Here is a 26,622-nt window from a genome sequence, read left to right as displayed (position 1 = left end):
ATAATTGAAATTGATTATCTTAACACAGGATGAAGAAATGTGTGCTGATAGTCAGAATAATGTTTAACCGGGGGCTGATTTGTTTTATGATGGCAGTCAGCTGCCAGGAACACCGATTTAATGAAGAGGTCCTTCGGGATCTCTTTTTGCATGCGATGCAAAGGCGAGTATCCCGCCAGTTAATAATAGACAGCTTGAGGCAAACATCAGATAGAAAGCAATCCCCTTAGTGGCATAGATATATTGAGGTCTTACTTGATCATATGAGAAGATAACATAAAGGGTCAAAAGAAAAGAACCAATAGCCGGGAAGATAATGATTTTCTGACGTAATAAGGCAAGTATGATACATAATACTGACAAAAACAGAAAATACAGACCATAAGCGGTTTCAAATAAAGTATAGACTTTTGTGGTATTGATGATGATCATTGGTGTGGTAATGGTAAAAAAGGGTAAGAAGATGGTAATGAATAATAAGAAGGATCCAAATAAGGATAATAACTGCCAGGGCTGTAAAGGTTTATGATGGGAATGAGCAGTATCATGCACATAGGGATCGTGATGTAATTCTTTCTTACAGTAGGGACAGTATTGCGCATCATCGGAAATGGGCTGACCACAGTATTTACAAAACATATTTTTCTCCTTTTGAAAGGGGCTTTGCGCCCCTTTGTTTATTTTAATATTTCTTTTTGAATAGCATCTAAGTCTGCAGTCTTAGAATTGTCAGTAAACTGAATGGTAATCGTATCCTTGTCATCATAGCGTGGGATGATATGGATGTGGAAATGATGAACTGTCTGACCAGCTACTTCTCCAGCGTTGGTTAAGATGTTACATCCCGATGCGCCTAAGTTTTTCACAATCTTATTCGCTAACATAGCCGCGACCTGAAAAACGTGACCAACCACTTCAGGATCAGCGGTTAAAACAGAATCAAAATGCGCCTTAGGAATAACAAGGGTATGTCCTTTCGTTGTCTGAGATAAATCTAAAAATGCGATGCAGGCGTCATCCTCGTAAACAATTTTACCAGGAATTTCTTTCGCTGCAATTTTACAGAAAATACAATCTTCCATACTATGACCTCCTTACAAGTATTTTACTTCTAAATGAAACCTTTCGCAAGAAAAGAAAAAGAAGGCATTGCCTTCTTAGTCCTTAATATAGTTTTTGTTGATCTTTTTGATCGCTGCTTTTAACTTCTTATCATATACCGTGAACTTATATTTGTTTAAGTAGTAAACTTCAACATCTGAGCTGGTATCAGATAAGTTTGTTAAAGCGGTGATGATCTTATCTTTATTCGCTGTTTTGTCTGTGTTATAGACATATACCACAACGAACTTATTCGATGATTGTCTGATTGCTGTTTTGTAAACACCATCTTTACTCATCGCGGAGAATTCACCAAGTTTTGCCTTGATGCTCTTATTTAATGTACTGGTACTTGTTTTAGTTGTGACCATCTTGTAATCAGTTGCATTAGATTTGTAAGTTTTGTTCTTCATTAATTTGTTGAAGGCTTTTTCATCCGTTGCCTGTTTGATTAATTTGATGGCTTCTGATTCCTTAGAAACAGTGATCGCTTTAATATAAGAGACTTTATATTTCTTGATAACACTGTTGTAGTTATCAGTGAAATATTTCTTTTTTAAAACTTCCTGCTTTGCTTCTGGAATAACTGATGCTTTTTCAAAAGCAGAGACACTAGAATAGCCCATCGTGGTTGCATAAGATTTTAATGAACCCATGTAAGAAGCATATTCTTTTTCTTTGCTTTTCACAATCTTATCAATATCTGACTGATATTTTGAAGTAGGGATCAGTTTATTAACGATGCCATTGTAAGCATCATCGACAATTTTCTGTGCCCCGGAACTTTTTAACATGTTTTCGAAGTAGCCTTGCTTCGTGATGGTGACATCACCGGTGATCAGTTTCTTGTTGTCAGAAACTTTCACGCTGTAACCATCATTATTGGAAGTGAGGACATACCCGGTGATTCCGCAAGCGATTAAAATGACCACTAAGACAATTAAAGCAGCGGCTTTTTTCGTAAATTTGAAGGTATGTTCATGTTTGACTTCTACTTTATGCACTTTACGGAATGACGAATAATCAGGCTCTGCAGCCGGTGTTTTCTTTTCTGCCATGCGTCTTACTTCCTTTCCTTAGCCCGTGCGGCTAACTGTTTTTTGACGTATGAAGTAACAGCTTTCTTGATCTTCGCATCATGATAAGAAACTTTATATGTATTGAAGACTTTATAAACAAGATAGTTATCATACGTTAATAATGGAGAATCGATCGTGACATTCTTTAATTCTTTCTTAATTGCAGCTTTATCGGTAGAATCACAATGTAAGATATAGAAAGCACTTGTGCCGGTAATAACTTTAGATGTCTGACCTGCTTTTAATTTTAAAGCCTGGGTCGCCACGTCACTTGAATAAGTAGAACTTAAAGAGTTGGTCGTATCAATGACACCTAATGACCCATTAGCACTTGCTGTTGAGGTATCAGAAGAATACTTCGCAGCGACGCTGCCAAAGCTCTGTCCTTCCTTTAATAAGGCCTGAACTTCTTTTAAGTTCGCTTTTTCATCCTTGCTTGGTGAACTTGGATTCGTTGAACTGATGGCGATGATCGATAATTTACGTGGCGTTGCCATTTTGTAATAGTCATTATAGACTTCATCAAAATGGGCTTTGACGTATTTCTTCATCATTTCGGCATACTGAATCGAATAAACAAGTTTCTTTTTATAATCACTGATGCTTGAATACTGACCTGATGATTTTAAGTCATTCTTCAATGCGGAAAGAGCTTCGCTTTCACTCGAATACTGCTGTTTATAAGAGCTTAAAACGTTCTTATACATATCTTCAGCGCTCTGCTTCATATCGTCTGTGGCAGGGAACTGCTCATCGATCAGCTGATCTAAGACATATGAGAAAAGGGAAGAATCTGAAGAAGCGGCAGTGCTTAACTCATTGTAGAGTTCATCGGCCGTTATATTATCGATTGAAGTGCTCGCTGCAACAGATTTGCCGTCCACTGTTTTGCCAGTTGTACATCCTGTTAACAAGATCGCACTTAATGCGATGGCCGTTAATTTTTTGGCTCTCATATTGACCTCCTTATAGATATTCACTAGGGAATCTTACCATAAATAAGGGGGCTTTTCAATAAAACGTACAAATTCCCATCATTCCCCACAGTGTTAAAAATAAACATACTAGGAAACAGGGAAAATAAAAATATCAAATGATTTGCGCTTGCGGGGGCAATAGTTTAGAATAACTAACGAGGTGAAAATTATGTCAGTATTAGATATTAAGGATCTCCATGTCAGTGTGGAAGACAAGGAGATTTTGAAAGGAATAAATCTAACTATAAAAACTGGGGAAACCCATGCATTAATGGGCCCAAATGGAAACGGAAAGTCAACCTTACTTTCCACGATTATGGGTCATCCAAAATATACCGTGACATCAGGCTCCATTACTTTAGATGGGGAAGATGTGTTAGCCATGAGCGTTGATGAAAGAGCGAGAAAGGGCCTTTTCTTAGGAATGCAGTATCCCGAAGCGATTCCTGGTGTAACCAACAGTGATTTCTTACGGGCGGCAATCAATGCGCGTCGTGAGGAACCAATGAAACTGTTCCAGTTTATTCGTAAACTTGACAGTGCGATCGATGAATTACAGATGGATGAAAACTTAGCCCATCGTTATTTAAATGAAGGCTTCTCAGGCGGGGAAAAGAAACGTAATGAAATCCTGCAAATGAAGCTTTTAAATCCTAAATTTGCTTTGCTGGATGAAATTGATTCAGGCTTAGACGTTGATGCCTTAAAGATCGTCAGCGATGCTATTAATAATATGAAGTCAGATGAATTAGGATTAGTCATCGTATCACATTATGATCGTCTTTATGAATTAGTCAAACCAACACATGTGCATGTCTTAGTAGATGGCAAGATCGTGGTTGATGGCGGTTATGAAATTGCGGAACGTATTAATAAGGAAGGCTTTGAATGGGTCAAAGAACTAGGCGTTGAACTTAAGGAAGAACAAGACGAAAATATCAAAGGCGTACCTTCAATGTTAGGCACTTGCGCCGCAAAGGTTGTCACTGATGAATCTCAAAATTAGTTATGATCATTACATCGTTATTAACGATGGCCAAGTGACAGGGTCGAACCTTCCCGACAATGTCTCTTTTGATCATGAAACTTTAACCTTAAATTTAGGCGCCCCAATTACCTTACACGTGATTGTCATTTTAACTCATGACTACACTTTACATTATCATGTGGGTGCGCATACGAAAGCAGAAGTCATTGAAACGCGTATTATGAACGCTGATGCCACGCTGATGCGTGACTTCGTCATTGATGAAAATGCATCCTTCCATCTCTTTAATGAAAATGGCGGAAATGATTTACATACGCAAAACTATGTTGATACCGGGACAATTGCTCGTGATGCAAGAGTGGAAATGGGCTACGCTGAATTATCAGAAGCGCAGGTCAATGCCGATTATCATTATCATTTAACGGGTGTCAATGCGTCAATGCATGTCCGCATGGCAATTCTGGCAAAAGATGAGCAACGCAAAAAATATCGTATCAATATCGAACATAATGCTCCCCATACAACTGGCGTGATGGATAACTATGGGGTTGCTAAAGATCGTGCACACTTAGATCTCGATGGTTTAGGCACGATTAAGAAAGGCAATAACGGCAGTGAATCGCATCAGACCAATAAGATTATGGTCTTTGATCCTACTTGCTTTGCATCGGCTAATCCTTATTTATTTATCGATGAATATGATGTAGCGGCTTCGCATGCTGCCGCGGTTGGCCGGATGGATGAAGAACATCTCTACTATTTACAGAGCCGCGGCCTTACCAAACGTCAGGCCATGCAGCTCATTACATATGGTTATCTTAAACCAGTTATTGAAATCGTCGATAACGAAAATCTCAAAGAACGCTTTGAAGAAGCGTTGACAAAGGTAGGTGCTTAACATGATCGATGTTGAAAAAATTCGTCAGGATTTCCCAATGTTTAAAAATCATGTGAAGATGCATGATCATGATCTGGTCTATCTTGACAACAATGCCACAACCCTAAAACCACAGTGTGTAGCGGATGCCGTTTATGGCTATTTAACTGAATATACATCTAATGCCGAACGTGGCGATTATGATTTATCACATATCGTCGATACCAAATTCGAAGGGGCACGTGAAGATGTTCGTCGTTTCATCGGCGCAAAGGATAAACGTGAATTGATCTTTACAGCTGGTTCAACCGACAGTTTAAATATGGTTGCTTACGGCTATGCTTTACATCACTTAAAAGAAGGCGATGAAATTCTTTTATCGCTGGCTGAACATGCCTCTAATACTTTGCCTTGGTTTGATGTGGCGAAGATGACTGGCGCTAAAATCAAATATATTGATTTAGATGAAAAAGGCGCAATAACCATTGAAAATGTGAAAAAAGCCATTACCGATAAAACTAAGATCATTGCTTTAGCGATCGTTACCAATGTTATGGGGTATGTCATTCCCATCCATGAGATTACCGCTTTAGCGCATAAACAAAATATTGTTGTCGTTTGCGATGGAGCACAGTCAGTGCCGCATATCAAAACCGACGTAGTCGCTGATGATATCGACTTTTTAGCATTCTCAGGCCATAAGATGTGTGGTCCAACCGGGATCGGTGTGCTCTATGGCAAGATGGCTTTATTAGAAGACATGAAACCAGTACGTTATGGCGGCGGTTCAAATGCCCGCTATGAAGCGGATGGGGAGTTATCCCTCAAGAGTATTCCTTATCGCTTTGAATCCGGCACTCCGAATATTGAAGGTGTCATTGGCTTAGGCGCTGCCGCATGTTATCTTGAAAGCATCGGCATTGAAAACATCCATGCTTACGAAATAGAGTTACGTAAGTATGCCATTGAAAAACTGAAACAGGTTGATAAAGTCGAATTATATAACCCTGAAGCGACGGGTGCTATTGCGATGAATATTAAAGGGGTCTTCTCACAGGATGCTTCTTCTTTATTCAACACGTATGGCATCGCTGTGCGCGCAGGGAACCACTGTGCGAAAATCTTAAAAGATTTCCTGCATGTCAATGCGACAGTCAGAGCTTCTTTATATTTCTATAATACGAAAGAAGATATCGACACATTTGTAGAAGTATGTAAGAAAGGAGATGACTTCTTAGATGCGTTCTTTGGATAATCCGCTGATTTTAAGAGAAATCATTATGGATCATTATGAAAATCCACGTAATCATGGCATCAAAGATGATCCTGCTTATATCAAAACAAACATGAACTCCGAAACGTGTATTGATAACATCGATGTTGAAGCAAAATTCAATGGCGATGTTATTGATGATGTCCGTTTTGACGGGGAAGCTTGTGCGATTTCCACTGCTTCCACTTCGATCATGACGGAACTCGTCAAAGGCAAAACGACAGAGGAAGCGCGTGATTTGATGAAAAACTATATGAACATGATCTTTGAAAAAGATTATGATGAAGATAAGCTTGAAGAAGCGATTGCGTTTAAAAATACGCATAAACAGGCTAATCGTATCAAATGTGCGACAATTGGCTGGAATGCTTTAGAAAAGCTTTTAGAAGAACATGAGAAGGAGGGGAAATAATGGCTGTAGATAAGACCAAATATGATGATATCTCCTCAGATAACAGTGCTGACTTCATTGACGAAGAAGTAGCAGTGTTTAAAACGCCAAAAGGGTTAAATGAAGAAACAGTGAGAGAGATCTCCAAAATCAAAGGAGAACCAGACTGGATGTTAGCATACCGTCTGAAATCATTAAAATGTTTCTTGGAAAAACCAATGCCAACCTGGGGCGTTGATTTATCGGATATGGATTTCGATGAATATACGTATTATCTCAAACCGAGTGATCATACGACTGATAAATGGGAGGAAGTCCCAGAAACTATCAAAAATACTTTTAATAAATTAGGGATTCCCGAAGCGGAACAGAAGTTCTTAGCCGGGGCGAGTGCGCAGTACGAATCAGAAGTGGTTTACCACAATATGTTAGAGGAAGTGCGTGAAAAAGGCGTCATTTTCTTAGATATTGATTCTGGTTTAAGAGAATATCCGGAAATCTTTAAAAAGTATTTTGATACGGTTATTCCTTACAATGACAACAAGTTCTCCGCTTTAAACGGGGCAGTCTGGTCAGGCGGTTCATTTATTTATGTACCCCCTGGAGTGACTTTAGAAAAGCCATTACAGTCATATTTCCGTATCAATAGTGAACGTATGGCCCAGTTTGAACGTACCTTGATCATCGTTGATCACGATTCCCATATTCATTATGTTGAAGGCTGTACAGCACCAAGCTATTCGAAAGATTCGCTGCATGCCGGGGTTGTGGAAATTGTCGTTGGCGAAAATGCCAGCTGCCGTTATACCACAATTCAGAACTGGTCTAAGAATATTTACAACTTAGTCACGCAGCGTGCAAAAGTTGCAGCGCACGGCTCAATGGAATGGGTCGATGGGAATATCGGTTCAAAAGTGACAATGAAATATCCTTGTTGCGTATTAGCTGGCGAAGGCGCTAAAGGCTCTGTTATTACGATTGCCGTTGGGGATAAAGGGCAGATCATTGACTCGGGCGCTAAGATGATTCACTTAGCACCACATACATCAAGTCAGATCATTTCGAAGTCCATTGCCCGTAATGGCGGTCATGCGGACTTCCGTGATTTGGTGCGGATGAATCGGAAAGCATTCAATGCTAAATCTAAAGTTGAATGTGATACCCTCATTCTTGACGAACAAAGTGCCTCTAATACAATACCTAATAATGTCATGCTCAATAATGAATCAACGATTGAACATGAGGCAACGGTTTCTAAAGTTTCTGAAGATCAGCTCTTCTATTTAATGTCTCGCGGTTTGACTAAAGAGCAAGCGACCGAAATGATCGTGATGGGCTTTATTGAACCTTTCTCACGAGAATTACCAATGGAATATGCGGTCGAATTAAATCAGCTCTTAAAGCTGGATATGAGTGACTCCGTTGGATAAAAAACAGGCACGTAAAGCCATGATTCAGAAACGTTTCTCCTTAGATGAAGAAACGTTTCTTGCTTTTAGTGCATCCATTCGTCAGACTTTAGAAGAGACCGAAGCCTTTCAAAAGGCGCACAAAATCGCTATTTATGTCAGCTATAAACATGAAGTTGATACCAGAGAACTGATGAAGCGTCATTTTTCTGATAAAGACTTCTATGTGCCGCGCATTGATCAGGATGATCGTATGCGTTTTTATCATATTCATTCTTTTGATGATTTAGCACCAGGCTTCTTTGGGGTTGATGAACCAATGACCAATGAAGAATTAGATGAACCTGATTTGATTATAGTGCCTTTATTACTCTTTGATGAAAAGCGCAATCGCGTGGGGTATGGTAAAGGGTATTATGATTATTATATGAAAGAAAGCAAAGCCCTTAAGGTGGGCGTAGCTTACAGTTTCCAGCAAGTGGAAACGACTGAGCCGCATCCTTTAGATGTGCCATTAGATTTGATTATTACAGAAAAGGGAATTATTTGACAAGTAAACAAGACAAGACTACACTTTTGATGAGGTGAAGAAAAATGTTAAATGAAAAAGTCAGTACTTTGATTAATGAACAGATCAATAAGGAGTTTTACTCAGCTTATCTGTACTTAGAATTTGCGAACTACTATTATGATCAGGGCTTAGATGGTTTTGGCCACTGGTATGATATTCAGGCGCAGGAAGAAAGAGATCATGCTTTGTTAATGAGAACATATTTACAAAACAATGGTCATCGTGTAACCTTTGATGTCATTGACAAACCAGAAGCGACGCTTAATAGCTTAGAAGATCCTCTTACCCAGGGCTTAGCCCATGAAGAGTATGTCACTAGTCTGATTAATAAGATTTATAAAGCAGCGAAAGATGTTGATGATTTCAGAACGATGCAGTGCTTTGACTGGTTCGTCAAAGAACAGGGGGAAGAAGAAAAGACAGCGGATGATCTGCTCAAGAAGTTCAAACTCTTTGGCAATGATCCTAAAGGCCTTTATGCATTAAATCAGGAATTATTAGCGCGTGTTTACACCGCTCCATCATTAGTATTATAAAAAGATCACTGCGGTGATCTTTTTAAATGCGTAAAGCTAAGTAGAATAAGACGGCATCTTCAAAATGACGGGGATTCAAATGGGTTTTAGAAGCGATTGTATTGAGTCTTTGCTGGATGGTGTTTTTATGGAGATAGAGGGCTTTCGCGGTCTTCGTTAAAGACATCTGCTGATCATAATAAACTCTTAAAAATGCACAATCTTCTTCCTTTAAAGGGGAGAGGATTTTTTGTTTATATGCTTTTTTCGGGGCTTCTTCTAGCGAGCTTAATAAGATTTCAATCGTTAAATCATCAAAACAAAGCCATTGGGTTTCTTTGATGGCAGCTAATGCGGTTAAGCTGCCTTGGTAAGAAATGGCCGCATCTTTTAACATTCTTGCTTGTCCAATTCCGCATTTTAAAGCGGGATTTTGTTTGATGAAAGTTTGCATTACGGATAACTGTTTTGCATATACGTCATCCTCAATACAGACAATAAAGCTTTTCGGATACATATAAGCATACACTTCTTGATTGAATCGCTGACATAAAGACTGCAGGCTGCTTTCCATTCGGGAAATATTGACATCCTGAGAAAAGAGAAATGTCATGATGCGATAACGTTTCTCATGATCAAGATGGAAATGTTTGAGGCTGTCTTCAAAGTACTCGCGATTATCAACTTCACCAGTCGTAAGAGCGCGAATGAGGTAACGCTTTTGTAAATCGAGGGAACGATTGACCTGCGATAATTCCTGCTCATGTAAAAGCAGCGCGGTGATGCGCTCAGCGAGATGCGCATAGCGGCGGGCTTCTTCGGGCGGAGCAGTAATACCGACGACGGCAATGATTTGCTGGTGATAAAAGATGGGAATATTGATCCCTTCCCGGGCCCCGTTGAAATTATCGTCTAAGCCTACTTCTAAGGTTTTACCGGTTAAAGCGACCTGATGACCAATTTCGTGGTAAGTGCCAATCCGTTTAGGATTGGTGGAAGCACTAATCATGCCCTGAGTATTAATGAAGTTAATATTGTAGCCGCAGACATCGTGAATAGTATCGATAATCTGCTGGGATAAGGTATGTGAAATTGCCATAAGTCCTCCTTGTTCTTTATAACATAAGCATAAAAATATAAACGCTTAAATATGGTATATGTACTATATCATAACTTGTTAAAAAATTCTATAATACGTATGAAGATAAAAAATAAACAAGGAAAGGTATAAAAATATGAAAGTAGTAACAGCGATTGATTCTTTTAAAGGATCCTTAACATCTCTTGAAGCTGGACATGGCGTAGAAACTGGATTTAAACGCGTTGATTCAGCGATTGAAGTCAATGTGCGCCCTTTAGCGGATGGCGGGGAAGGTACTGTTGACGCATTAACCGAAGGCATGCACGGTGATAAAGTTTATGTCCAGGTGACGGGGCCATTAGGGGATAAAGTCAACTGCCCTTATGGCATTATTGCGGAAAGTCAGACAGCAATTATTGAAATGAGCGGCGCAGCGGGCATTACTTTGATTCCGCGTAATCAGTTAGACCCAATGAAAGCCACCACTTATGGGGTCGGCGAAGTGATTAAAGATGCCATTAAACGCGGCTGTCGTCGTTTCCTCATCGGCATTGGCGGCTCAGCCACAAATGATGGCGGTGTCGGCATGTTAATGGCATTAGGGTATGATTTTTTAGATGCTCAGGGGCAGCCTATAGCTTTAGGCGCGCAAGGGCTTAAAGATTTAGATCATATTGAAACATCCCATGTTTTACCAGCATTACAGGAATGCAGTTTTAAGATTGCCTGCGATGTAACAAATCCGCTCTGTGGAGCGCAGGGGGCAAGTGCCATCTATGGACCACAGAAAGGGGCCACTTCCGCTCAGGTCTTAGAAATGGATGGCTGGTTAGCGCATTATGCGAAATGCGCGCAAGCATTAGATGATACGATTGATGCCACATATCCTGGTACTGGGGCAGCTGGCGGTCTGGGCTTTGCTTTTAAAAGCTTTTTACAGGGAGAGTTAGTTTCAGGTATTTCCATGGTTTTAGAAGAAACAAAATTAGAAGATGCGATTAAAGAAGCGGATCTTGTCATTACTGGTGAAGGCCGCTTAGATGGGCAGACAGCGATGGGAAAAGCACCGATTGGTGTTGCCCAGTTAGCAAAGAAATATGACAAACCAGTGATCGCTTTTGCCGGCTGTGTCACTAAAGATGCGACTCTTTGCAATAAGCATGGCATTGATGCCTTTTTCCCGATTATGCGTAAAGCGACGACTTTAGATGAAGCGATGAATCATGACAACGCCCTTAATAATTTAGCGGATACCGCGGAACAAGTCATGCGATTAATCATGATGAAAGGAACAAAATAAATGGCTCAATTTACAACGTTAGGAGCACTGATTGGCTTAGCGCTCTCAATTATTCTTATTATTAAAAAATTCCATCCTGCCTACTCCCTTATGTTAGGAGCTTTAGTGGGCGGTTTGCTGGGCTCGATGAATCTTGATTTAACCGTCAATACAATGATGACCGGCGCAGCAAGTATGATGACCTCCGTCTTACGTATTTTAACTTCCGGCATTTTAGCAGGGGCTCTCATTAAAACCGGCTCTGCCGAAAAGATCGCCGAAGTGATTGTTCATAAACTGGGGCGTTCACGTGCTTTATTTGCGATTGCTTTATCGACAATGATTATCTGCGCGGTTGGCGTGTTTGTGGATATTTCCGTTATTACGGTCGCCCCGATCGCTTTAGCGATTGGCCGTGAAGCGGGCTATAATAAAGAAAGTCTTTTATTGGCGATGATTGGCGGCGGAAAAGCTGGCAATATTATTTCTCCAAATCCTAATACCATCGCCGTTTCAGAAGCGTTTAAAGTAGATTTAACTGCGTTAATGATCAAAAATATCTTACCAGCGATCGGTGCTTTGATCGTGACAGTTCTTTTAGCAAAGCTGTTATCACGACGCCAAGGCTTATTGGTCAATGAAGAAGATGTCGATTTACCAGGGCGCGCTTTGCCTTCCTTTATTCAGGCAATTGCCGGGCCAATCGTGGTGATTCTTTTACTCTCGTTAAGAAGTATCAATGTTACAGTTGATCCGATGATTGCCTTGCCGGTAGGTGGGTTGGTCTGCACGTTAGTGACTGGCCATATTCGCAATTTGGTGATTTTAGCGAATATGGTTTAGGAAAAGTCACTGGCGTTTCCATTCTGCTTTTAGGGACGGGGACAATTGCCGGCATTATCAAAGCCTCAGCATTGCAGGGGGATGTCGTCCATTTACTTAATGTCCTCAATATTCCGGCTTTCTTATTAGCGCCAATTTCTGGTATTCTGATGGCGGGCGCCACCGCTTCTACAACCGCGGGGGCAACCGTTGCCTCACAGACTTTTGCCTCAGTTTTACTCGCCAAAGGGGTTCCCGCTTTATCAGCGGGGGCAATGATTCATGCCGGAGCAACGGTGATCGATTCACTGCCGCATGGTTCGTTCTTCCACGCAACCGGCGGTGCGGTCAATATGGATATTGGTGATCGTATGAAACTGATTGCTTTTGAAGCGATTGTTGGCTTGACGAGTACAATTTTATCGGTACTTGTTTACTTGATTGCCTAAAATAGCGGCTAAGACATAGCGTCTTGGCCGTTTTTCCATTTGGAAACTCGTTGTGACTATTTTCATAATATGATATAATGATACTATATTTATGTGGCAATAATGTAAGTATGGGGTGAATAACAAGTGATTGAAGAAATTTCAGATAAAATATTACGCGGCCAGGATGTCAGAGCGTCACTCATTGCCTTAAAAAATACGCTCAGTGATGACGTTGAAATCAGAGATGAAGGCCTTTACAACAAATTGGTTGAATTATTAAAAGATGAGGATCCCAAAATTCGTAAGAATGCGGCTATTTTACTTGGCTCTTTTAAGAAAACAGGGGTGAAAGAGATTCTTTTAGATGGCTATCATCACGAACTGATCGAGTTTGCGAAGGAAGGGTATTTAAAAGGCTTAGCGAAACAGGATTGTAAAAGCATTTTAGGGGAATTAAAAGAGATTCAGGAAGCTTTGGTGAATGATGATCATGCCGATAAAAAACATATTCAAGCCCAGTTAAAGATTTTAAATCCGCTGATTCGCAGCTATGGCAGCCACAAAAAGAAAATGGTCAAGCTGTTACATAAGGATGTCGATGTCATTTTAACGACGCTGCCTTATTATCAGTTTACGCTTTTTGAATATGTGCTTCACTTAAAATATAAGCCTGTTGGACAGGGTGTTTTAGTGCGTACTAATTCGGTTTATGATCTGTTACCGCTAAGAAACTATAAAGATATGATTATTCCTTTAAAAGGCTGTGCCTTAATGGAAAAAGATGGTCAGGTAATTGCCTCACAGCTGATCCAGTCAAACTTATTAGAACTCTTAGATAATCTTTTTGATAATGCGGATAAGTTCTATTATAAGATTACTGATACATTTAGAGAAAAAGATCCAAAACTGATGGATACTGTCTTAAAGACCATGTTAAAGGCATATCCAAATAAATTATTGAATGCAACAAGGAATTATGAAATTGAAATTCTTTTAAAAGAATTACGTCCAGGGAAGATCAGTGCCTATTTGAAATTATCTATTTTACATAATCCGCGTTTTGATTATCGTAAAGAAGTGATTTCTAATTCCATGCAGCCATACGTGGCCGCAACACTTATGGAACTAGCGAAACCGTATATGATTGACTATGCGAAAGTGTTAGATCCTTTTGTCGGCAGTGGGATTACTTTAATCGAACGCTGCATGATGAAACCGGCACGCTTTGCCTTAGGATTAGATATTTATGGCAAAGGCCTTGAAGCCGCAAAACGAAATACCAAAGCAGCTCAGCTGCCAATTAACTATGTCAATAAGGATGCGTTACGTTTTGTCAATAGCGATCTGTTTGATGAAATCGTGACAGATATGCCAACGTATGCGCAAATGCATGATAAGAAATCTTTAACGCATCTCTATGATGGCTTCTTTGAAAGAATTCGCCGTTTAGTCAAAGCAGGTGGGTATGTCTTCTTATATACGAGCGAAATTGCTTTGGTTGAAAAGAATCTGCGTTTACAGAAAGATTACTTAACTTTGATTGAACATTACGATGTACCAAGAGGGAAAAATCTTCATTACTTCTTTATTATTCAGGTGCGCTAGAGGAAAACACAAAAGTTTTCCTCTTTTTTTAATTTCTGCTTGAAACCGCATACAAAAGTGGTTATATTGTAATTAGGATAAAGATTAAAGAAAGAGAGGTATAGACCCATGGGAACGTAAAACGTGCGATGGCACGAATGTGAAAGTCTGGTGAAACTGTCGAGTGTTTGAAAAAAATCTTAAGAAGGCGCACTTGAGGAAACACAAATAGTAAAAGTAATCAGATCATAAAAACGTTACTTTTAATTTTTCGAAATTTTCATTATTTCATGAGAGTGGTGAAATACCACTCCTCCTTTCTAAATTTATAATGAATCAATGAACACACAGTAAAGGACGAGGTATAACTAAACTGGTACCATTGTCAAGGACTATTTATTGACAGTGACGACTTGTTTTCAGCTCACAAAGGATGAGGGCAAGATTCAATTGAATCTTGCCCTCATTTTTTCGCTTCTATTCATCCATATCAGGAGTTTTATTGTACGACAAAAAGAACCACTCTACGTGATTTTTTAAACAAGAAGTGGATGACTTGATGTATTATTAATAGATTGCTCCTGTTCTGTTCACATACGATAGCTCTGGATAATTCTGCCAGTTTCTAGGATAGTACAGTGACTTGATCACTGAATCGGATGCCTTGGTTAGGAACTTGAGTGCTGTATTCGTATCAGCCAATAGCGTATCCAGTTTTTCTACTTCTTTCGTATTTTCGTCAATCAGTCTCTGTAGCTTATTGATTCGAGCTAGAATAACCTTCTGATCCTTCTGTACCACTTTGAAAGGATGCTGTTCGCTCTTATACTCATAAGATGATTCACCAGACTCGTTTTGCTTGCTTCTGCGTCGAGCTCTTTCAGCACGCGCTTGTTCGCGTCTGGATTCCAGTTCTTCCTGGGTGATGAGTTCTTTGGCTGAGACGCCGAAATAAACATCAGTCTGATAAATGCCTTCAGTAATATAGCGATAGTATTCTTCAGGAGTCTGTCCTGCCAGATCATACTGAGGTATTACTGTATTATACTGTTCCATAAAGTTTTTGATCATGGTTTCAACCGTATCAAAGTTAGGACATTTTTCAACTAATTCATTTAGAATAGATTTCATTCTTCCAAAAAAAGCTTTCCATTGGCGCATTATCGAGGCTGTTTCCGCGTCTGGATACTGACTGAATGAAGCCGTCATCTTCTAGAATTTCTCTGAATTCGGTGGAAAGGTATTGAGAGCCGTTGTCTGAATGAATATAGACATAAGGCTTTTTTCCATTTTCCTTCATGTATTTGCATGCCTTCTCAATTTCCTTTTCATGAAGATCCATCATCATGCAATAAGCTCTTTCAACGAGGGTAACGTCCATTCTTTTAGAAATATGCCATCCAAGAATTTCATTGGTAAATGCGTCCTTAAATACGCATAGATAAGAGATGTTTTTATTGCCGTTATAGGAAATATAAGTGATATCAGTGAGAATAACCTTGCGCGGGTCTTGTCTGAAGTATCTTTTTACGTAATCGTTAACGTTATAATAAGGATGGTTGTATGTTGCCTGTCCCTTGTAGGCATCCTTATGGCGTAGGTTGGGGAACAAATTCAATTCCTGCATCAGACGCGTTACTTTTTTTTCACCAACCGGCTGACCATTGATATTAAAATGCATGCGAGTAAAAAGAGCACAGAATGTTCTTCGCCCAGGCACGAAGCCAAAGGTTTTGACGATATCAATCATCTTATCCTTTATCATCTCATCTTCGGTAGCCTTTTGAATCTGGCTGGCAGATGGATTTTCACGTTTTTTCTTCCAGCACCTGTATTTTCTTGAAGTGATTTCAAATATCTTGCAGGCCTCACTGATTTTGACATCAGGATGATCTCTTATATACGTATCTGCGAGAAGACATTTATCTACCGCTATTTCTCGTTCTTCGATGATGATACCTTCACCAGCAGTTTTGAGCCCTTTTTTTTTACGACTCCAACAACTGTTTCCAGATAGTCAATGCGTGAATTAAGATAGTCAACCATTTCCTGATCGGAAAGATTGCCAACCTGATCACGCGGAACCATGCCGCTGACCTTCTTGGGCTTGCGTGCCTGTCCGCTGGCAGCGCGACCGGCAGCTGCGTAGGCGCGATCTTCTCCTAACGTGTTTACATCGTATCCGAGTGTCTTGTATGCCTTAATTGGTGACATGCCGCCATCCATCAGCTGTTTCATGCGGGCATAGAATTCCCTTGTGTAATAGATTCTGCCATCTGTTACCTTCTCAGTGTATTGGTTTTTAGAAGCCTCTTCTAAAGCTTTTTCCAGGTTAATCTGCTTATTTCTTTTTGCCATAATGCTTTCCTCCGCCTGATATGTATTTATTGGTGTCTGTAGTATATCATGACAGTATCAGGTTGGCACGCGCTTTAGCTCTTTTTGTTGCAAGAGCCTTCGTTTTTTCATACTTATCAGTTTCCTTGGACATGTATAAATCAAACTGCTCAGGCGGCATGGCTTCAAGATACGATTCGTATTTCACGGGTGTCATTTTATTTCTTGTCCACTGTGGTCTCTCGTTGTTGTAGTATTCCACATAGGAAAGCACCATTTCCCTCAGCTCCTCAATGGAACTGCAGCTGGTATAGTCACATTCATCCTTGAAATGGCCAAAAAAGCTTTCCTGTGAACTGTTGTCTTCACAGATGCCTCTTCTGGACATTGATTCTCTGAATCCCAGCTCCTTTACCTTTTTCTGAAATGCTTCATTGAGATACAGTGCCCCCTGGTCGCTATGGAAGATGGCATTATCGCGAAAGGTGTAGCGTTCAAGCTGCTTCAGCGTCTCCATAGTCATTGCCGAATCATTGTTTTCGCTCACCACGGCAGCTAATATGCGCCCTGTTACCGCATCTTTGACTGCTGAAAGATAGCCTCTGCCATTTGCTCCAAAAAACAGATAGGAAACATCAGTGAGAATGTGCGTAAAAGGCATGGCCAGTCTGAATTTTCGTTTAAGAAGATTAGGGCACTTGTATTTTTCAAGATGCTCACGAGCAGCCTTAAGGGACTGACGGGGAGCTCGAACTCCTGAATTAAGTCCATGCTTTCTCATCAGACGTGCTATTTTCTTAATTGAAAAGCTTTTGCCTGTAATCTCAGGCATCATCATGTGGATAGTTCTCTTGCCTTTGGGATAGCCTTTGTAATTCATTGTATCAATAATGGCCCTGACCTCTTCTTCTTCATTCTGATTCCTTAGCTCTTCATATCTGCCGTAGGCATCGTTTCTTAAAATAGAGTAGAAGGTGGATCTTGACAGGCCTGCTTCACTAATGATTTGGCTTAAAGGCATAATGTGACTGTCCGCTAACGAGTCAAGCATTATGAAGGCTTCTCTTCTTAGGCTGGCGCTAAGATCCCATATGCATTGGGATATAGACTTCAGAAAACAAGCCATTTTATTGTATAGTGCCTCATAAAGATTTAGGGCAATGGCTTTGAGTCGATCAGATGAGCCTGCCTCTAAATGAATGGAACATGTATGATCAGATTGAGTAATTTGCTTTTTTATGCGCTGTTTCGTGGAGATAGTAAGAATTGCAGAATCAATATCAAAGATTTTGAGAATATCATTAATGTGCATATCAGAGAAAATTGATGCCTCGCTGTAGAATACATCCGTCAGTTTGATTCTATGTGCAGTTATCCTTTCAACCATTGGGTGGTCTGTATATTCTTCGATTATATTCTGATCAAACGTTTGCTTTTCATGCGGCTCAATATCCCCGTCAAATACTCTTTTTAGCGCATGAATACGCTGATAGCCAATTCGTTCTGGATCAAAGCCATCTGATTTAAGGACATCCTCGATTGCCTGATCAGGATATAAGCTATAGAGCTTTTCAGTATAGTCTTTTGAAAATGAAATGCCACGACGTGCGCGAATGAATTTTCCGGTCGAGACGAGGAACTGATCATAGTTTTTATCTGTTTTATTACGTTTGGCAGAGTTACCCATACGTCCGTTAGTAGGTTTCCCATCGCGTTTAAAATTTCTTTGAATACGACTAATAATTTGTGCGTTAAAGAGAGAGTAGTCAATGCCATTTTCCTTCATGACCTCTCTAATTGATGAAATGCTTTTATATTTAATCCATCTCTCCCACATCATGATCCTGAATTCATAGGTAAATGAAATACGATTTGATCTCACCAGTTTGACGAATTTATTGGCTGAAAGTATTTTAATGGCTTCATCAGATATTACAGTTCCTTTAGACATAACAATTATTACCTTCATTACAAAAAATGGCACCATAGGTTAGGTGACATTACTGTCAATGTAATGTTCCTTTCTATGGTACCATTTTAAACACTCGTCCTTTATTGAAGTTAAAAAGATATTTTCAAATTTCGAAAATAAGATATTTTCAAATTTCGAAAATAAGACTTGAAAACGATTACATTTATAATTATAGTATAAGTAGAAGAAAGAAAATAAAGAAAGTTGAGGGATAGACCCATGGGAACTTAAGCGCCAGGTGTGGCTATAATACACGAGTCGATCAGTAGTGTAAGAAATGAAAACTCATAAAGTACATAATAACTATTACAGTGAAGTTGTTTCCTCATCCCAGTAACCTTAAACAAATAAACTGTAGAAATAAGTACTATTTATGAATGATAAGTCATGTTGACTTTCCAGGAGTTGTCAACTACCCGCGACTAAAGTCGCAGGCTTGTCTCGCGCAAGTCTAAGACTGGCGTCGGTACATATGTACTAGCTGATTAGCCTAATGTGTTTCGGGCACTACGTTATCCGCAAAAATACAGGCACCTGGGGATTCTTCCCACGTCCCTCGCTCTGCGGGCATGCATTAAACATCTCTGACGGGCAGGAGAAGTGTGCATGTCATACACAACTGCGGATAACCTTGGCGATGGGAACTACCCTGAAAGGGAGAAGCTGCATATATACTGCCTCTGGCAAGCGTATGCAGGCGTGCGTAAGCGCACACTTATTCATCAATCTTAGCTCAGCTGATTAAGTTTATATATTCAAACGTTATTATTTTACAGGAAAGACATACTATTAAATGTCAATAGAAAATATGAAAGGAGTTGATTTTGTTAATTGTATAAATTAATTGAATCTTTGTTTACTCTGATTCTAAAGCCAAGTGAGTTTGTCTTGGATTAGAGGTGAGTGCTACAAATATGTAGTATTAAAAAATTGCAAAAAGAAAACGTCTTAGTGTGTATAAATGTGAAAGTTGTCACAAGTCTTTGAAATATATGTGCCTTATATCAAAAATCTACATACAGTATTACTCTTCTAAGTCATTTCCAGTAAAGGTAAAATCATGTACTACACCATTCTCATCAGAATATTTGTAAATACATCTTCTTGTCTTTTCTGGAATGTCAGTAGTAATACTTTGGAAGAACGTGGTTCGGGTATCTTCCGGAAGCTTCATGAGATCCTCATAAAGCAGTACGAAATCACTATCATGCTTAAGAATGGCGTAAATATAACGTGCCATCTTATTGGCAACAGCTACTATTGCAAGCTTATGGCGCTTCTTATTGCCGTTTTTAACCCTTGCAAACAGGTTGGCAAGGTATGGATTATGCCGTCTGGCATACTCTGATGCCAGGTATATAGCGTGTCTGAGGATAGGCGATCCCATTTTGGAAATCTTCCCATGGGTATCAACTGATGAACCTGATTTCTTATTTCTTGGCGTTAATCCACAGTATGATGCAAAGTTTTCCGCTTTCTTGGAAAGAGCTATGTCATATACCTCACCAAGAATCATAGCTGCGGATTCTTCACCAACGCCGATTAATGTCTGAAGACGCTTAAATGCAGGCTGTTTTGAAGCAAGATTAACCATCATTTTCTTGTAGTTTCTCCTTGTCTGAAGCAGATTTCTGATACTGCTGACCATTTCAACGGTGATCAGTTCAGCTTCCTGAGGAACATTAAGAGTAACAATGGTATTTTCACAAAGATCGAACAAATCGTCTATTTTAGCTTCCTTACAGCGATGCTTAGAGGCCTCGTAAGCCACATTAAAGACTTCATTTTTAGAAGATTTAATGATCCTATATTTTACAGTTATAAAGTAATTAAAGGCGAAATATATTGATGAAATCAACGTATTTCGCCTTTTCTTCTGTCATTTCAATTTAGTACTATTTTTAGAATTTACTACTCTTTGAAATTTTTTTAAATTTTTTTGTTGAATGATCTTTCTTGATGGTTGAAAGCCGAAAATTTCGACTAAATCGTCAACTAGCGGTGTTCTGTTGAATGCTGGAACATAGTATGTTCCGTTCAGGTGAGATATGTTAAGGTCGCGAAGCGTGCTGAATATTTCAGTACACGTATATTTTTCATTAAGGAACTTCTTCTCAAGAAGTCTGTAGACCAGCAGCGCAATGAAGCATGTTAACAGGTGACCGCTTATGGAATCCTCCTGCTGCACATACATCGGTCTTGTTCTCAGCTCGCTTTTCATTATTTCGAAGCTTTCCTCAATTTCCCATCGCTGCTTGTTGGCATTGATGATTAGCGACAGGTCATCATCCTCAAGATCGGTTGTTACTGCATAGAATCCATCATACTTTTCCTCTTCTGCTATTTTGGACTCGTTAATTTCATACACTTTTTCCTTCGCCACCTCGCCATCTTTGGTAATGGCCGTTTCGGTAATGTAGTAGCGGGGATCTCTCTGATTGGTTTTAGTGAGCTTGCCGGGATTTTTAAGAAGCTTTCTGGCTCTTTCAAGTTTCTTGTCCCTTATGTGCTTCTGATAGACCGCAAATTTTCTCGAGTAGGTGACAATAATCTGCTCTTCCAGGATGTATTTTGTCTTTGATGATGCTGTTTTCTTTGTGGTCTTTTCCCATCGCTGCTTGTAAAAGACGAGATCACTGATCTTTCTTTTCTTTCCCTCTATTTCAATGGTTTCCTTGTCTGCAAGATCATCAAGATTGTATGTATCCGGATATCCCTGAAGCTTCCATCCGTCATGAGATACGGCCCATTCCTTAAGTGGCTTTTTCAGCTTTTTTATAGGCTGGGTGACTATAAAGGCGCCATTTTTCTTCATGTCATTGTAGACCTTGTTTTCCCACCCGTTTAATCCTGCATCAGCGCATACCACGAACTTAGCGACTTTAAATTCATCCTCGATCTTTGCTTCCAGCTCCCTGAGCGAGAACTGCTCATTCTTGTTTCCCTGGAATACGTAATCAGCTAGCGGAAGCCCGTCCGCATCCATGAACAGTCCATACTGCACGATAGGATTTGGTCTGTTTTCCTTGCTTTTCCCGTATTTTCTGAAATCGTCCTCTTCCTCTATTTCAAAATAGAAGTTGGTGCAGTCGTAGTAGAGAACTGAAGTGTTCTTCTTGAACATCTTAGAGCTGTTTTCATAAAGCTTCTTTTCTATGAGGTAGCGCTCATTGCACAGCGGCTTCAGGGAGCGGTAGACATCTGCAAGGGAATAGGTCGGCTCCTTCAGAAACTTCTTGGCTGATTCATAGGAAGACTTCTTTGATGACGGATAGATGACTCTGGTGCAGACTAGGTCGACAAGAATGTCTGTCAGATCGTATTTAAATCTGTACTTCTCGGAAATTTGTCTGCAGATGTCAGCTATTCCCAGGGAACACAGAATATTTCTTATATAGAGATAGCCGATGTTGAAGACGTTCTTTGAGTTCAGATCAATAAGGTCATTAGCGCCGATGCTTATGTTAATGACACTTTTGTCTTCCTTGTCTTTCTTTCTAAGCTCATTGACGTAGGCTTTCAGGTTCTGCATTACCACGTCGCGTGAATCAGTGTTGTACTTCTCCATTAGCGACTTAAGATTGCCCAGTCTTTCAACGATGAAGGTGGTGCTCTTCTTGGTGTCGTGATTGTAGTAGTCCTCAATGATTGTGAACGATTCGGAATATTTTGATTTTGATACTTTCAGTCGCTTAGCCATGATGTCGTCCTCCTCATCACCAATTATATCATAATTACCGAGATAGTACTAGATTAAAAAATGAAATATTTGACAAAAAAGTGTTCAAAAAAAGAGCAAAAATTGAATTTTGCTCTACTCAAACTGTAAAATACCCGAGTAACAATGGTATTTTCACAAAGATCGAACAAATCGTCTATTTTAGCTTCCTTACAGCGATGCTTAGAGGCCTCGTAAGCCACATTAAAGACTTCATTTTTAGAAGATTTAATGATATGATGTGCAGTAGGATATGCCTCTAAGATTGCAAGCGCAGTCGCAGAACGTATTGAGAAAACAGCGGTAAGCTCGGGGAAGAACTTTTCACACTGTGCACTCAGTCGATTATATTCAGCATTTAGCTGTTTATTCAGCTGCTGATAGCGATGCGTCAGAAGTTTTAGATTCGCATGTCCTTTTTTGTTGTTTTCTTCGTTGTAATTAGGAGCTTTTTCAACATAACGTGCATCATCATCAGTTGCGCACATCTGTGCAATAGTCTTAGCGTCAAGTGGATCGGATTTGGCATAACCGTGTGCATCACGCCACCTGTCAACGAATTTAGTATCCAGAAACTTAACTGATTCACTTTCCTGGAGATGATCGCGTATATACATATAGACATTGTCAGAGTACACGCCTGTTACTTCCATTGCGAAAAGAACGCTCAGGCAGTCTTCATCTTTGTAATGTCTAACGGTATCGAGGAACTCATCGACACCTGGCTTGGTGAATTTAAACTTTATCGCCTTTCGAACAAATTTGGATTTAACATTTCTATCTCTGTTACGTTTATAAATGGCAGCATCTGCTTTGCCTTTAGAAACGTCTAAACCGATAAATAAATCATATTGTTTTGAAAAGATATTGTTTTTCACGATAAGTACCTCATTTCATAAATTGATAGTAATTTGTTTTGAACTGCACCTCTAAGCCAAGACAAACGCGACCTCGAAAATAAGAAGACAATGCAAACAAAGCTTCAACAAACTCATTAGGGTATAAAGAACTGTTTTGGCTGAGGAATAAGTCTTTCTGAAGCGGACATCCCATAGGGGCCGCAGGAGGAAAGAATACAACCTTAGGTTCAAAACAGAATCTATTATCCTGGATTTGAAGTGTATATTCAAATCTAAAGAATCATCAATTATTAGCGATGATTCATTAATCAAATTACAAACATATTATACGAGGAGGAATTTCCATGAGCGTATGCGTTGTAGCGCCGGATAAAAAGCCGCTGATGCCGACAAGCGAGTACCGTGCAAGAAAGCTGCTGAAAAGCGGCAAGGCTGTTATCTTTAAGTATAAGCCGTTCACGATCATGCTTACAAGAATCGTAAGCGAGAATATGCAGCCGATCGAGTACTGCTGCGATACGGGATACAAACATATTGGTGTATCCATCAAATCAGAAAAACACGAGTATTTTGACTGCCAATTTGACATGCTTCAGGATGAGAAGAAGCGGCACGATGACCGTCGGAAAATGCGCCGCGCAAGAAGAAACAGGCTTCGCTACAGAAAGCCCCGTTTTGATAATCGGACAGCTTCCAAAAAGGAAGGATGGCTGGCGCCGTCGCTGAGAAACATCCGTGATCAGCATATCCATATTTTTGAGCGGTTCCTTGAGGTCATGCCGATAGTCTCAGCCACGTTTGAAATGGGCTCGTTTGACGTCCACGCCATGCATGAGTTTGAGGCAACAGGCACCGTGCTTAAAGGCGATGATTATCAGAAGGGGCCGCGATACGGCATGAACACGCTGAGAAAAGCCGTTTTCTATCGAGACAATTATACATGCCAGGTGTGCGGGGAAACCGCGGATGAAGGCGCTATTCTGAGAGTACATCATATCGGCTTCGAAACAGGCGATCATACGAACCGCATGAGCAATCTGCTGACCGTCTGCACAAAATGCCATACTTCGGCAAACCACAAGCCGGGCGGAAAGCTGTACGACCTGAAGCCTAGGACGAAGACGTTTAACGGCGCAGCCTTCATGAACGCTGTCAGATGGCAGATGTTCAGAACGCTGAAAAGCACCCACCCTGATTTAGAATGGCACATGACATATGGCGCTGCTACGCAGGAGGCAAGAAGAGTCCTACACCTTGAAAAGTCGCATGCCAATGACGCCTACGCCATGGGAGAATTCCATCCAAGACGCAGGACGCCTTTTATGCATTTTCAGAAGCTGAGACGGAATAACCGCATCCTTGAAAAATTCTTTGATGCAAAATACGTTGATGCGCGAGACGGCAAGACGAAGAAAGGTGCAGAGCTGTCATGCGGACGCACAGACAGAAGCGAGTCAAGACACTCCGAGAAGAACCTTCGCGTATTCAGAGAGCGGAAAGTTTCGAAAGGCAGACGCGTGATCAGAAGAAGCCACTTTACACTGCGTCCTGGCGATACTGTTGTTATTGGCGGAGAGAAGCATAGGGCAAAGGGCGTTCATAACAAAGGCACATATGTTGTGACAGACGCCAAGAAGTCAGTGCCTGTTAAGAAAGTAGAGAAGATTATTCATGCAGGTGGGTATATGCCTGTTAAATAGAGAAGGAGGATGGCACAATTCCTCCCGCGAATGAATTCGCAGGTATCCTTGTGCCTATATATCAATGAAAGCAAAAAAAACGGGTGCCAGTGGCATCCGTTTTATTCTGTCGTTGTGGAATCAGCTGTAGACTGTGTACTTGACGTATCTGTTGACTGATCGCTGTTTGTATTACTTGAAGATGAGTTATCATCAGATGTTGTATTCGTGCTCGCAGAGGAATTATCACTTGACGCTGATGATGTGTCATTTGATGTGCTCGTTGAAGAACTGTTAGATGAAGAATCATCATTGGTACTTGCTGATGAGTTATCAGATGATGTATTTGAAGATGTGTTATTGTCTGACGAGCTGCTGGTATTGCTTGACTGCGATGTGTTGGATTTGTTTTCATGCTCTGCTAGTTTTTGCTTTGCTTTATCTTTTGCTTCTTCGACAATATTAGAAGAGTTGCTCATGAACCAGTTATATGCTTTATATCCAGCTGTCCCAGCACCACCGATCAAGCCGGCTACAACGACTGCTTTAACAGCTTTAGAAGCTGCGGAAGTAGCGCCTTTAATGGCTCCCGTGGCTGCTCCTTTAGCGAGCGTGCCGCCAGCTTTGCCAAGCGTGCTGGCTGCTTTTTTCGCTGCGGAAGAAGAATGTGAGCGCGTTGCTTGACTGGAACTTGCTCGGCGTCCTATGGATCCTAAAGTTGATGTCTTTTTGGAGCTGGAAGGATTAGAAAAGTTAATAGTAATGTTTTTACCTTTCTTTTCTTCTTGTTCTTCCTGCTGGTTATATGCATTTTCATCATAGTCAGCCGCGTGTCTTGGACCGGTCTGTCTAGGTGTTTCGTCGTTATCGTTAAATGTAAATCTCTTTGCCATAGTATCACCTCATTAAAATATTTGGAGTTGAGACTTAACTCATTAGCTATTATATGCATAGGCGAGAAAATTACAATACGATTACGATAAAATTCTTTTCAAAATCGAAAAAAGCGTGATGGAAAGCGTAAAAACGTAAAATTATGTGAATTATAAAAAGGTGACATAAAATTGATCAGATCACATAATTTTAAGAAAAATTTAAGCTTTGTTTGAAGTTCCTTTTTTAGAATAATGGTAGTGTTCAATGAAGGAGAATCACCATGGTAAAGAAAATGCTTGCTCTCATGACAGCGATCTGTCTCAGCTTTGGAGCAGTAGTACAGACTTATGCAAAATCCTATTCGATCGCCTATCTGAAAATTAAAAATGTCACTTATACCGGCAGTGCTATTCGTAATATGCCGAAAGTTTATAATGAAAAAGGGAAACGGGTTCCTAGCCGTTATTTTTCGGTGATTTATGACGGTGATACGACCAATGCCGGCGTTGTTGAGGTAAGCGTTCATGGAACAGGCAAGTATGACGGCTATGCGACGGGCAGCTATGTTATTCGGAAACGTTCGATTAAACAATGTAAAGTCAGTGGTCTGAAATCCTATGATGCAAATCAGGGCTTTACTAATCAAGATCTTGCTATTACGTATAGGGGACAGGATGTCAGTTATCGTCTTTACTATGATTACTCTGCAAAACCAGGAACACATACGTTAAAAATAAAAGGTTTAGGAAATTTCACCGGAACCTTAATTAAGAAATACCGCATTTATGCGACAGACTAACAT

Annotated in this window: 26 protein-coding genes; 13 read left to right on the top strand and 13 right to left on the bottom strand. The window is 40.2% G+C overall.

Going from position 1 to position 26,622, the window contains the following annotated elements:
* Positions 1-117: 117 nt before the first annotated feature.
* The 4 genes from SG0102_RS10645 to SG0102_RS10630 form a co-directional block, all read right to left on the bottom strand.
* Positions 118-639: a zinc ribbon domain-containing protein gene (locus tag SG0102_RS10645; protein ID WP_125119897.1), complete on the bottom strand. Its 522-nt coding sequence runs from the start codon at positions 637-639 to the stop codon at positions 118-120.
* A gap of 38 nt (positions 640-677) precedes the next feature.
* Positions 678-1,082 (bottom strand): HIT family protein, encoded by a 405-nt coding sequence (locus tag SG0102_RS10640; RefSeq protein ID WP_125119896.1) that lies wholly within the window; start codon positions 1,080-1,082, stop codon positions 678-680.
* 75 nt (positions 1,083-1,157) lie between these two features.
* Positions 1,158-2,159 (bottom strand): hypothetical protein, encoded by a 1,002-nt coding sequence (locus SG0102_RS10635; protein WP_125119895.1) that lies wholly within the window; start codon positions 2,157-2,159, stop codon positions 1,158-1,160.
* Between the two features lie 5 nt (positions 2,160-2,164).
* The gene (locus SG0102_RS10630; RefSeq protein WP_125119894.1) at positions 2,165-3,136 is read right to left on the bottom strand and encodes a peptidylprolyl isomerase; all 972 of its coding nucleotides are present in this window, start codon (positions 3,134-3,136) and stop codon (positions 2,165-2,167) included.
* Positions 3,137-3,326: 190 nt separating this feature from the next.
* On the opposite strand from SG0102_RS10630, the gene sufC reads away from it, so the two are divergent.
* Genes sufC through SG0102_RS10595 form a run of 7 tightly spaced genes read left to right on the top strand, consistent with a single transcriptional unit; the run spans position 3,327 to position 9,202 of the window.
* Positions 3,327-4,163, top strand: coding sequence for a Fe-S cluster assembly ATPase SufC (sufC, locus tag SG0102_RS10625; protein ID WP_125119893.1), 837 nt, complete (start codon positions 3,327-3,329; stop codon positions 4,161-4,163).
* Positions 4,147-5,043 (top strand): SufB/SufD family protein, encoded by an 897-nt coding sequence (locus tag SG0102_RS10620; protein WP_179951169.1) that lies wholly within the window; start codon positions 4,147-4,149, stop codon positions 5,041-5,043. The genes sufC and SG0102_RS10620 overlap by 17 nt, the downstream gene beginning before the upstream one ends.
* A 1-nt stretch (position 5,044) precedes the next feature.
* Positions 5,045-6,277: an aminotransferase class V-fold PLP-dependent enzyme gene (locus tag SG0102_RS10615; RefSeq protein WP_125119892.1), complete on the top strand. Its 1,233-nt coding sequence runs from the start codon at positions 5,045-5,047 to the stop codon at positions 6,275-6,277.
* Positions 6,261-6,707, top strand: a complete 447-nt coding sequence (gene sufU / locus SG0102_RS10610; protein WP_125119891.1) for a Fe-S cluster assembly sulfur transfer protein SufU — start codon at positions 6,261-6,263, stop codon at positions 6,705-6,707. Before SG0102_RS10615 ends, sufU begins: the two co-directional genes overlap by 17 nt.
* Positions 6,707-8,116: a Fe-S cluster assembly protein SufB gene (gene sufB, locus SG0102_RS10605; protein WP_125119890.1), complete on the top strand. Its 1,410-nt coding sequence runs from the start codon at positions 6,707-6,709 to the stop codon at positions 8,114-8,116. The genes sufU and sufB overlap by 1 nt, the downstream gene beginning before the upstream one ends.
* The gene (locus tag SG0102_RS10600; protein WP_125119889.1) at positions 8,109-8,645 is read left to right on the top strand and encodes a 5-formyltetrahydrofolate cyclo-ligase; all 537 of its coding nucleotides are present in this window, start codon (positions 8,109-8,111) and stop codon (positions 8,643-8,645) included. The genes sufB and SG0102_RS10600 overlap by 8 nt, the downstream gene beginning before the upstream one ends.
* Before the next feature lie 44 nt (positions 8,646-8,689).
* Positions 8,690-9,202 (top strand): ferritin, encoded by a 513-nt coding sequence (locus SG0102_RS10595; RefSeq protein WP_125119888.1) that lies wholly within the window; start codon positions 8,690-8,692, stop codon positions 9,200-9,202.
* A 22-nt stretch (positions 9,203-9,224) separates the two neighbouring features.
* On the opposite strand, the gene SG0102_RS10590 is transcribed toward SG0102_RS10595, so the two are convergent.
* Positions 9,225-10,280: a CdaR family transcriptional regulator gene (locus tag SG0102_RS10590; protein WP_125119887.1), complete on the bottom strand. Its 1,056-nt coding sequence runs from the start codon at positions 10,278-10,280 to the stop codon at positions 9,225-9,227.
* 136 nt (positions 10,281-10,416) lie between these two features.
* On the opposite strand from SG0102_RS10590, the gene SG0102_RS10585 reads away from it, so the two are divergent.
* The 4 genes from SG0102_RS10585 to SG0102_RS10575 all read left to right on the top strand — a co-directional run bounded on the left by SG0102_RS10585 (position 10,417) and on the right by SG0102_RS10575 (position 14,399).
* Complete coding sequence (locus tag SG0102_RS10585; RefSeq protein ID WP_125119886.1) at positions 10,417-11,562, top strand: glycerate kinase family protein; 1,146 nt, start codon at positions 10,417-10,419, stop codon at positions 11,560-11,562.
* Positions 11,563-12,384 carry a GntP family permease gene (locus tag SG0102_RS10580; RefSeq protein ID WP_231999795.1) on the top strand — a complete coding sequence of 274 codons (822 nt, stop codon included), beginning with the start codon at positions 11,563-11,565 and terminating at the stop codon, positions 12,382-12,384. It abuts the gene before it with no gap.
* A gap of 71 nt (positions 12,385-12,455) precedes the next feature.
* Positions 12,456-12,812 carry a hypothetical protein gene (locus tag SG0102_RS15745; RefSeq protein WP_231999793.1) on the top strand — a complete coding sequence of 119 codons (357 nt, stop codon included), beginning with the start codon at positions 12,456-12,458 and terminating at the stop codon, positions 12,810-12,812.
* Between the two features lie 126 nt (positions 12,813-12,938).
* The gene (locus SG0102_RS10575) at positions 12,939-14,399 is read left to right on the top strand and encodes a hypothetical protein (RefSeq protein ID WP_231999791.1); all 1,461 of its coding nucleotides are present in this window, start codon (positions 12,939-12,941) and stop codon (positions 14,397-14,399) included.
* 546 nt (positions 14,400-14,945) lie between these two features.
* On the opposite strand, the gene SG0102_RS10570 is transcribed toward SG0102_RS10575, so the two are convergent.
* From SG0102_RS10570 to SG0102_RS10540, 7 genes are all read right to left on the bottom strand, one after another.
* Positions 14,946-15,509: a hypothetical protein gene (locus tag SG0102_RS10570; protein ID WP_125119885.1), complete on the bottom strand. Its 564-nt coding sequence runs from the start codon at positions 15,507-15,509 to the stop codon at positions 14,946-14,948.
* Positions 15,490-16,143 (bottom strand): DDE-type integrase/transposase/recombinase, encoded by a 654-nt coding sequence (locus tag SG0102_RS10565; protein ID WP_125119884.1) that lies wholly within the window; start codon positions 16,141-16,143, stop codon positions 15,490-15,492. The genes SG0102_RS10570 and SG0102_RS10565 overlap by 20 nt, the downstream gene beginning before the upstream one ends.
* A 167-nt stretch (positions 16,144-16,310) precedes the next feature.
* The gene (locus tag SG0102_RS10560; RefSeq protein ID WP_125118147.1) at positions 16,311-16,736 is read right to left on the bottom strand and encodes a hypothetical protein; all 426 of its coding nucleotides are present in this window, start codon (positions 16,734-16,736) and stop codon (positions 16,311-16,313) included.
* 46 nt (positions 16,737-16,782) lie between these two features.
* Entirely contained in the window at positions 16,783-18,684 is a 1,902-nt protein-coding gene (locus SG0102_RS10555; RefSeq protein ID WP_157982993.1) for an IS3 family transposase, read from the bottom strand.
* 1,027 nt (positions 18,685-19,711) lie between these two features.
* Positions 19,712-20,458: a transposase gene (locus tag SG0102_RS10550; RefSeq protein WP_162300197.1), complete on the bottom strand. Its 747-nt coding sequence runs from the start codon at positions 20,456-20,458 to the stop codon at positions 19,712-19,714.
* Between the two features lie 108 nt (positions 20,459-20,566).
* Positions 20,567-22,387: an IS1634 family transposase gene (locus tag SG0102_RS10545; protein ID WP_125118267.1), complete on the bottom strand. Its 1,821-nt coding sequence runs from the start codon at positions 22,385-22,387 to the stop codon at positions 20,567-20,569.
* A gap of 53 nt (positions 22,388-22,440) precedes the next feature.
* The gene (locus SG0102_RS10540) at positions 22,441-23,283 is read right to left on the bottom strand and encodes an IS110 family transposase (RefSeq protein ID WP_157983028.1); all 843 of its coding nucleotides are present in this window, start codon (positions 23,281-23,283) and stop codon (positions 22,441-22,443) included.
* 326 nt (positions 23,284-23,609) lie between these two features.
* Between SG0102_RS10540 and iscB the strand changes: the two genes are divergently transcribed.
* Complete coding sequence (gene iscB, locus SG0102_RS10535) at positions 23,610-24,965, top strand: RNA-guided endonuclease IscB (protein WP_125119881.1); 1,356 nt, start codon at positions 23,610-23,612, stop codon at positions 24,963-24,965.
* Between the two features lie 101 nt (positions 24,966-25,066).
* Here iscB and SG0102_RS10530 read toward each other — a convergent pair whose 3' ends face one another.
* Complete coding sequence (locus SG0102_RS10530; protein ID WP_125119880.1) at positions 25,067-25,837, bottom strand: hypothetical protein; 771 nt, start codon at positions 25,835-25,837, stop codon at positions 25,067-25,069.
* Between the two features lie 263 nt (positions 25,838-26,100).
* Here SG0102_RS10530 and SG0102_RS10525 point away from each other — a divergent pair, with 263 nt between their 5' ends.
* A complete protein-coding gene (locus SG0102_RS10525; protein ID WP_125119879.1) occupies positions 26,101-26,619 on the top strand; it encodes a hypothetical protein in 519 nt (172 codons plus the stop codon).
* The last annotated feature ends 3 nt before the right edge of the window (positions 26,620-26,622 follow it).

Source organism: Intestinibaculum porci (assembly GCF_003925875.1).
In the GTDB taxonomy this organism is placed as follows: Bacteria; Bacillota_I; Bacilli_A; order Erysipelotrichales; family Coprobacillaceae; genus Intestinibaculum; species Intestinibaculum porci.
This window is presented reverse-complemented; position numbering and strand designations above follow the sequence as displayed.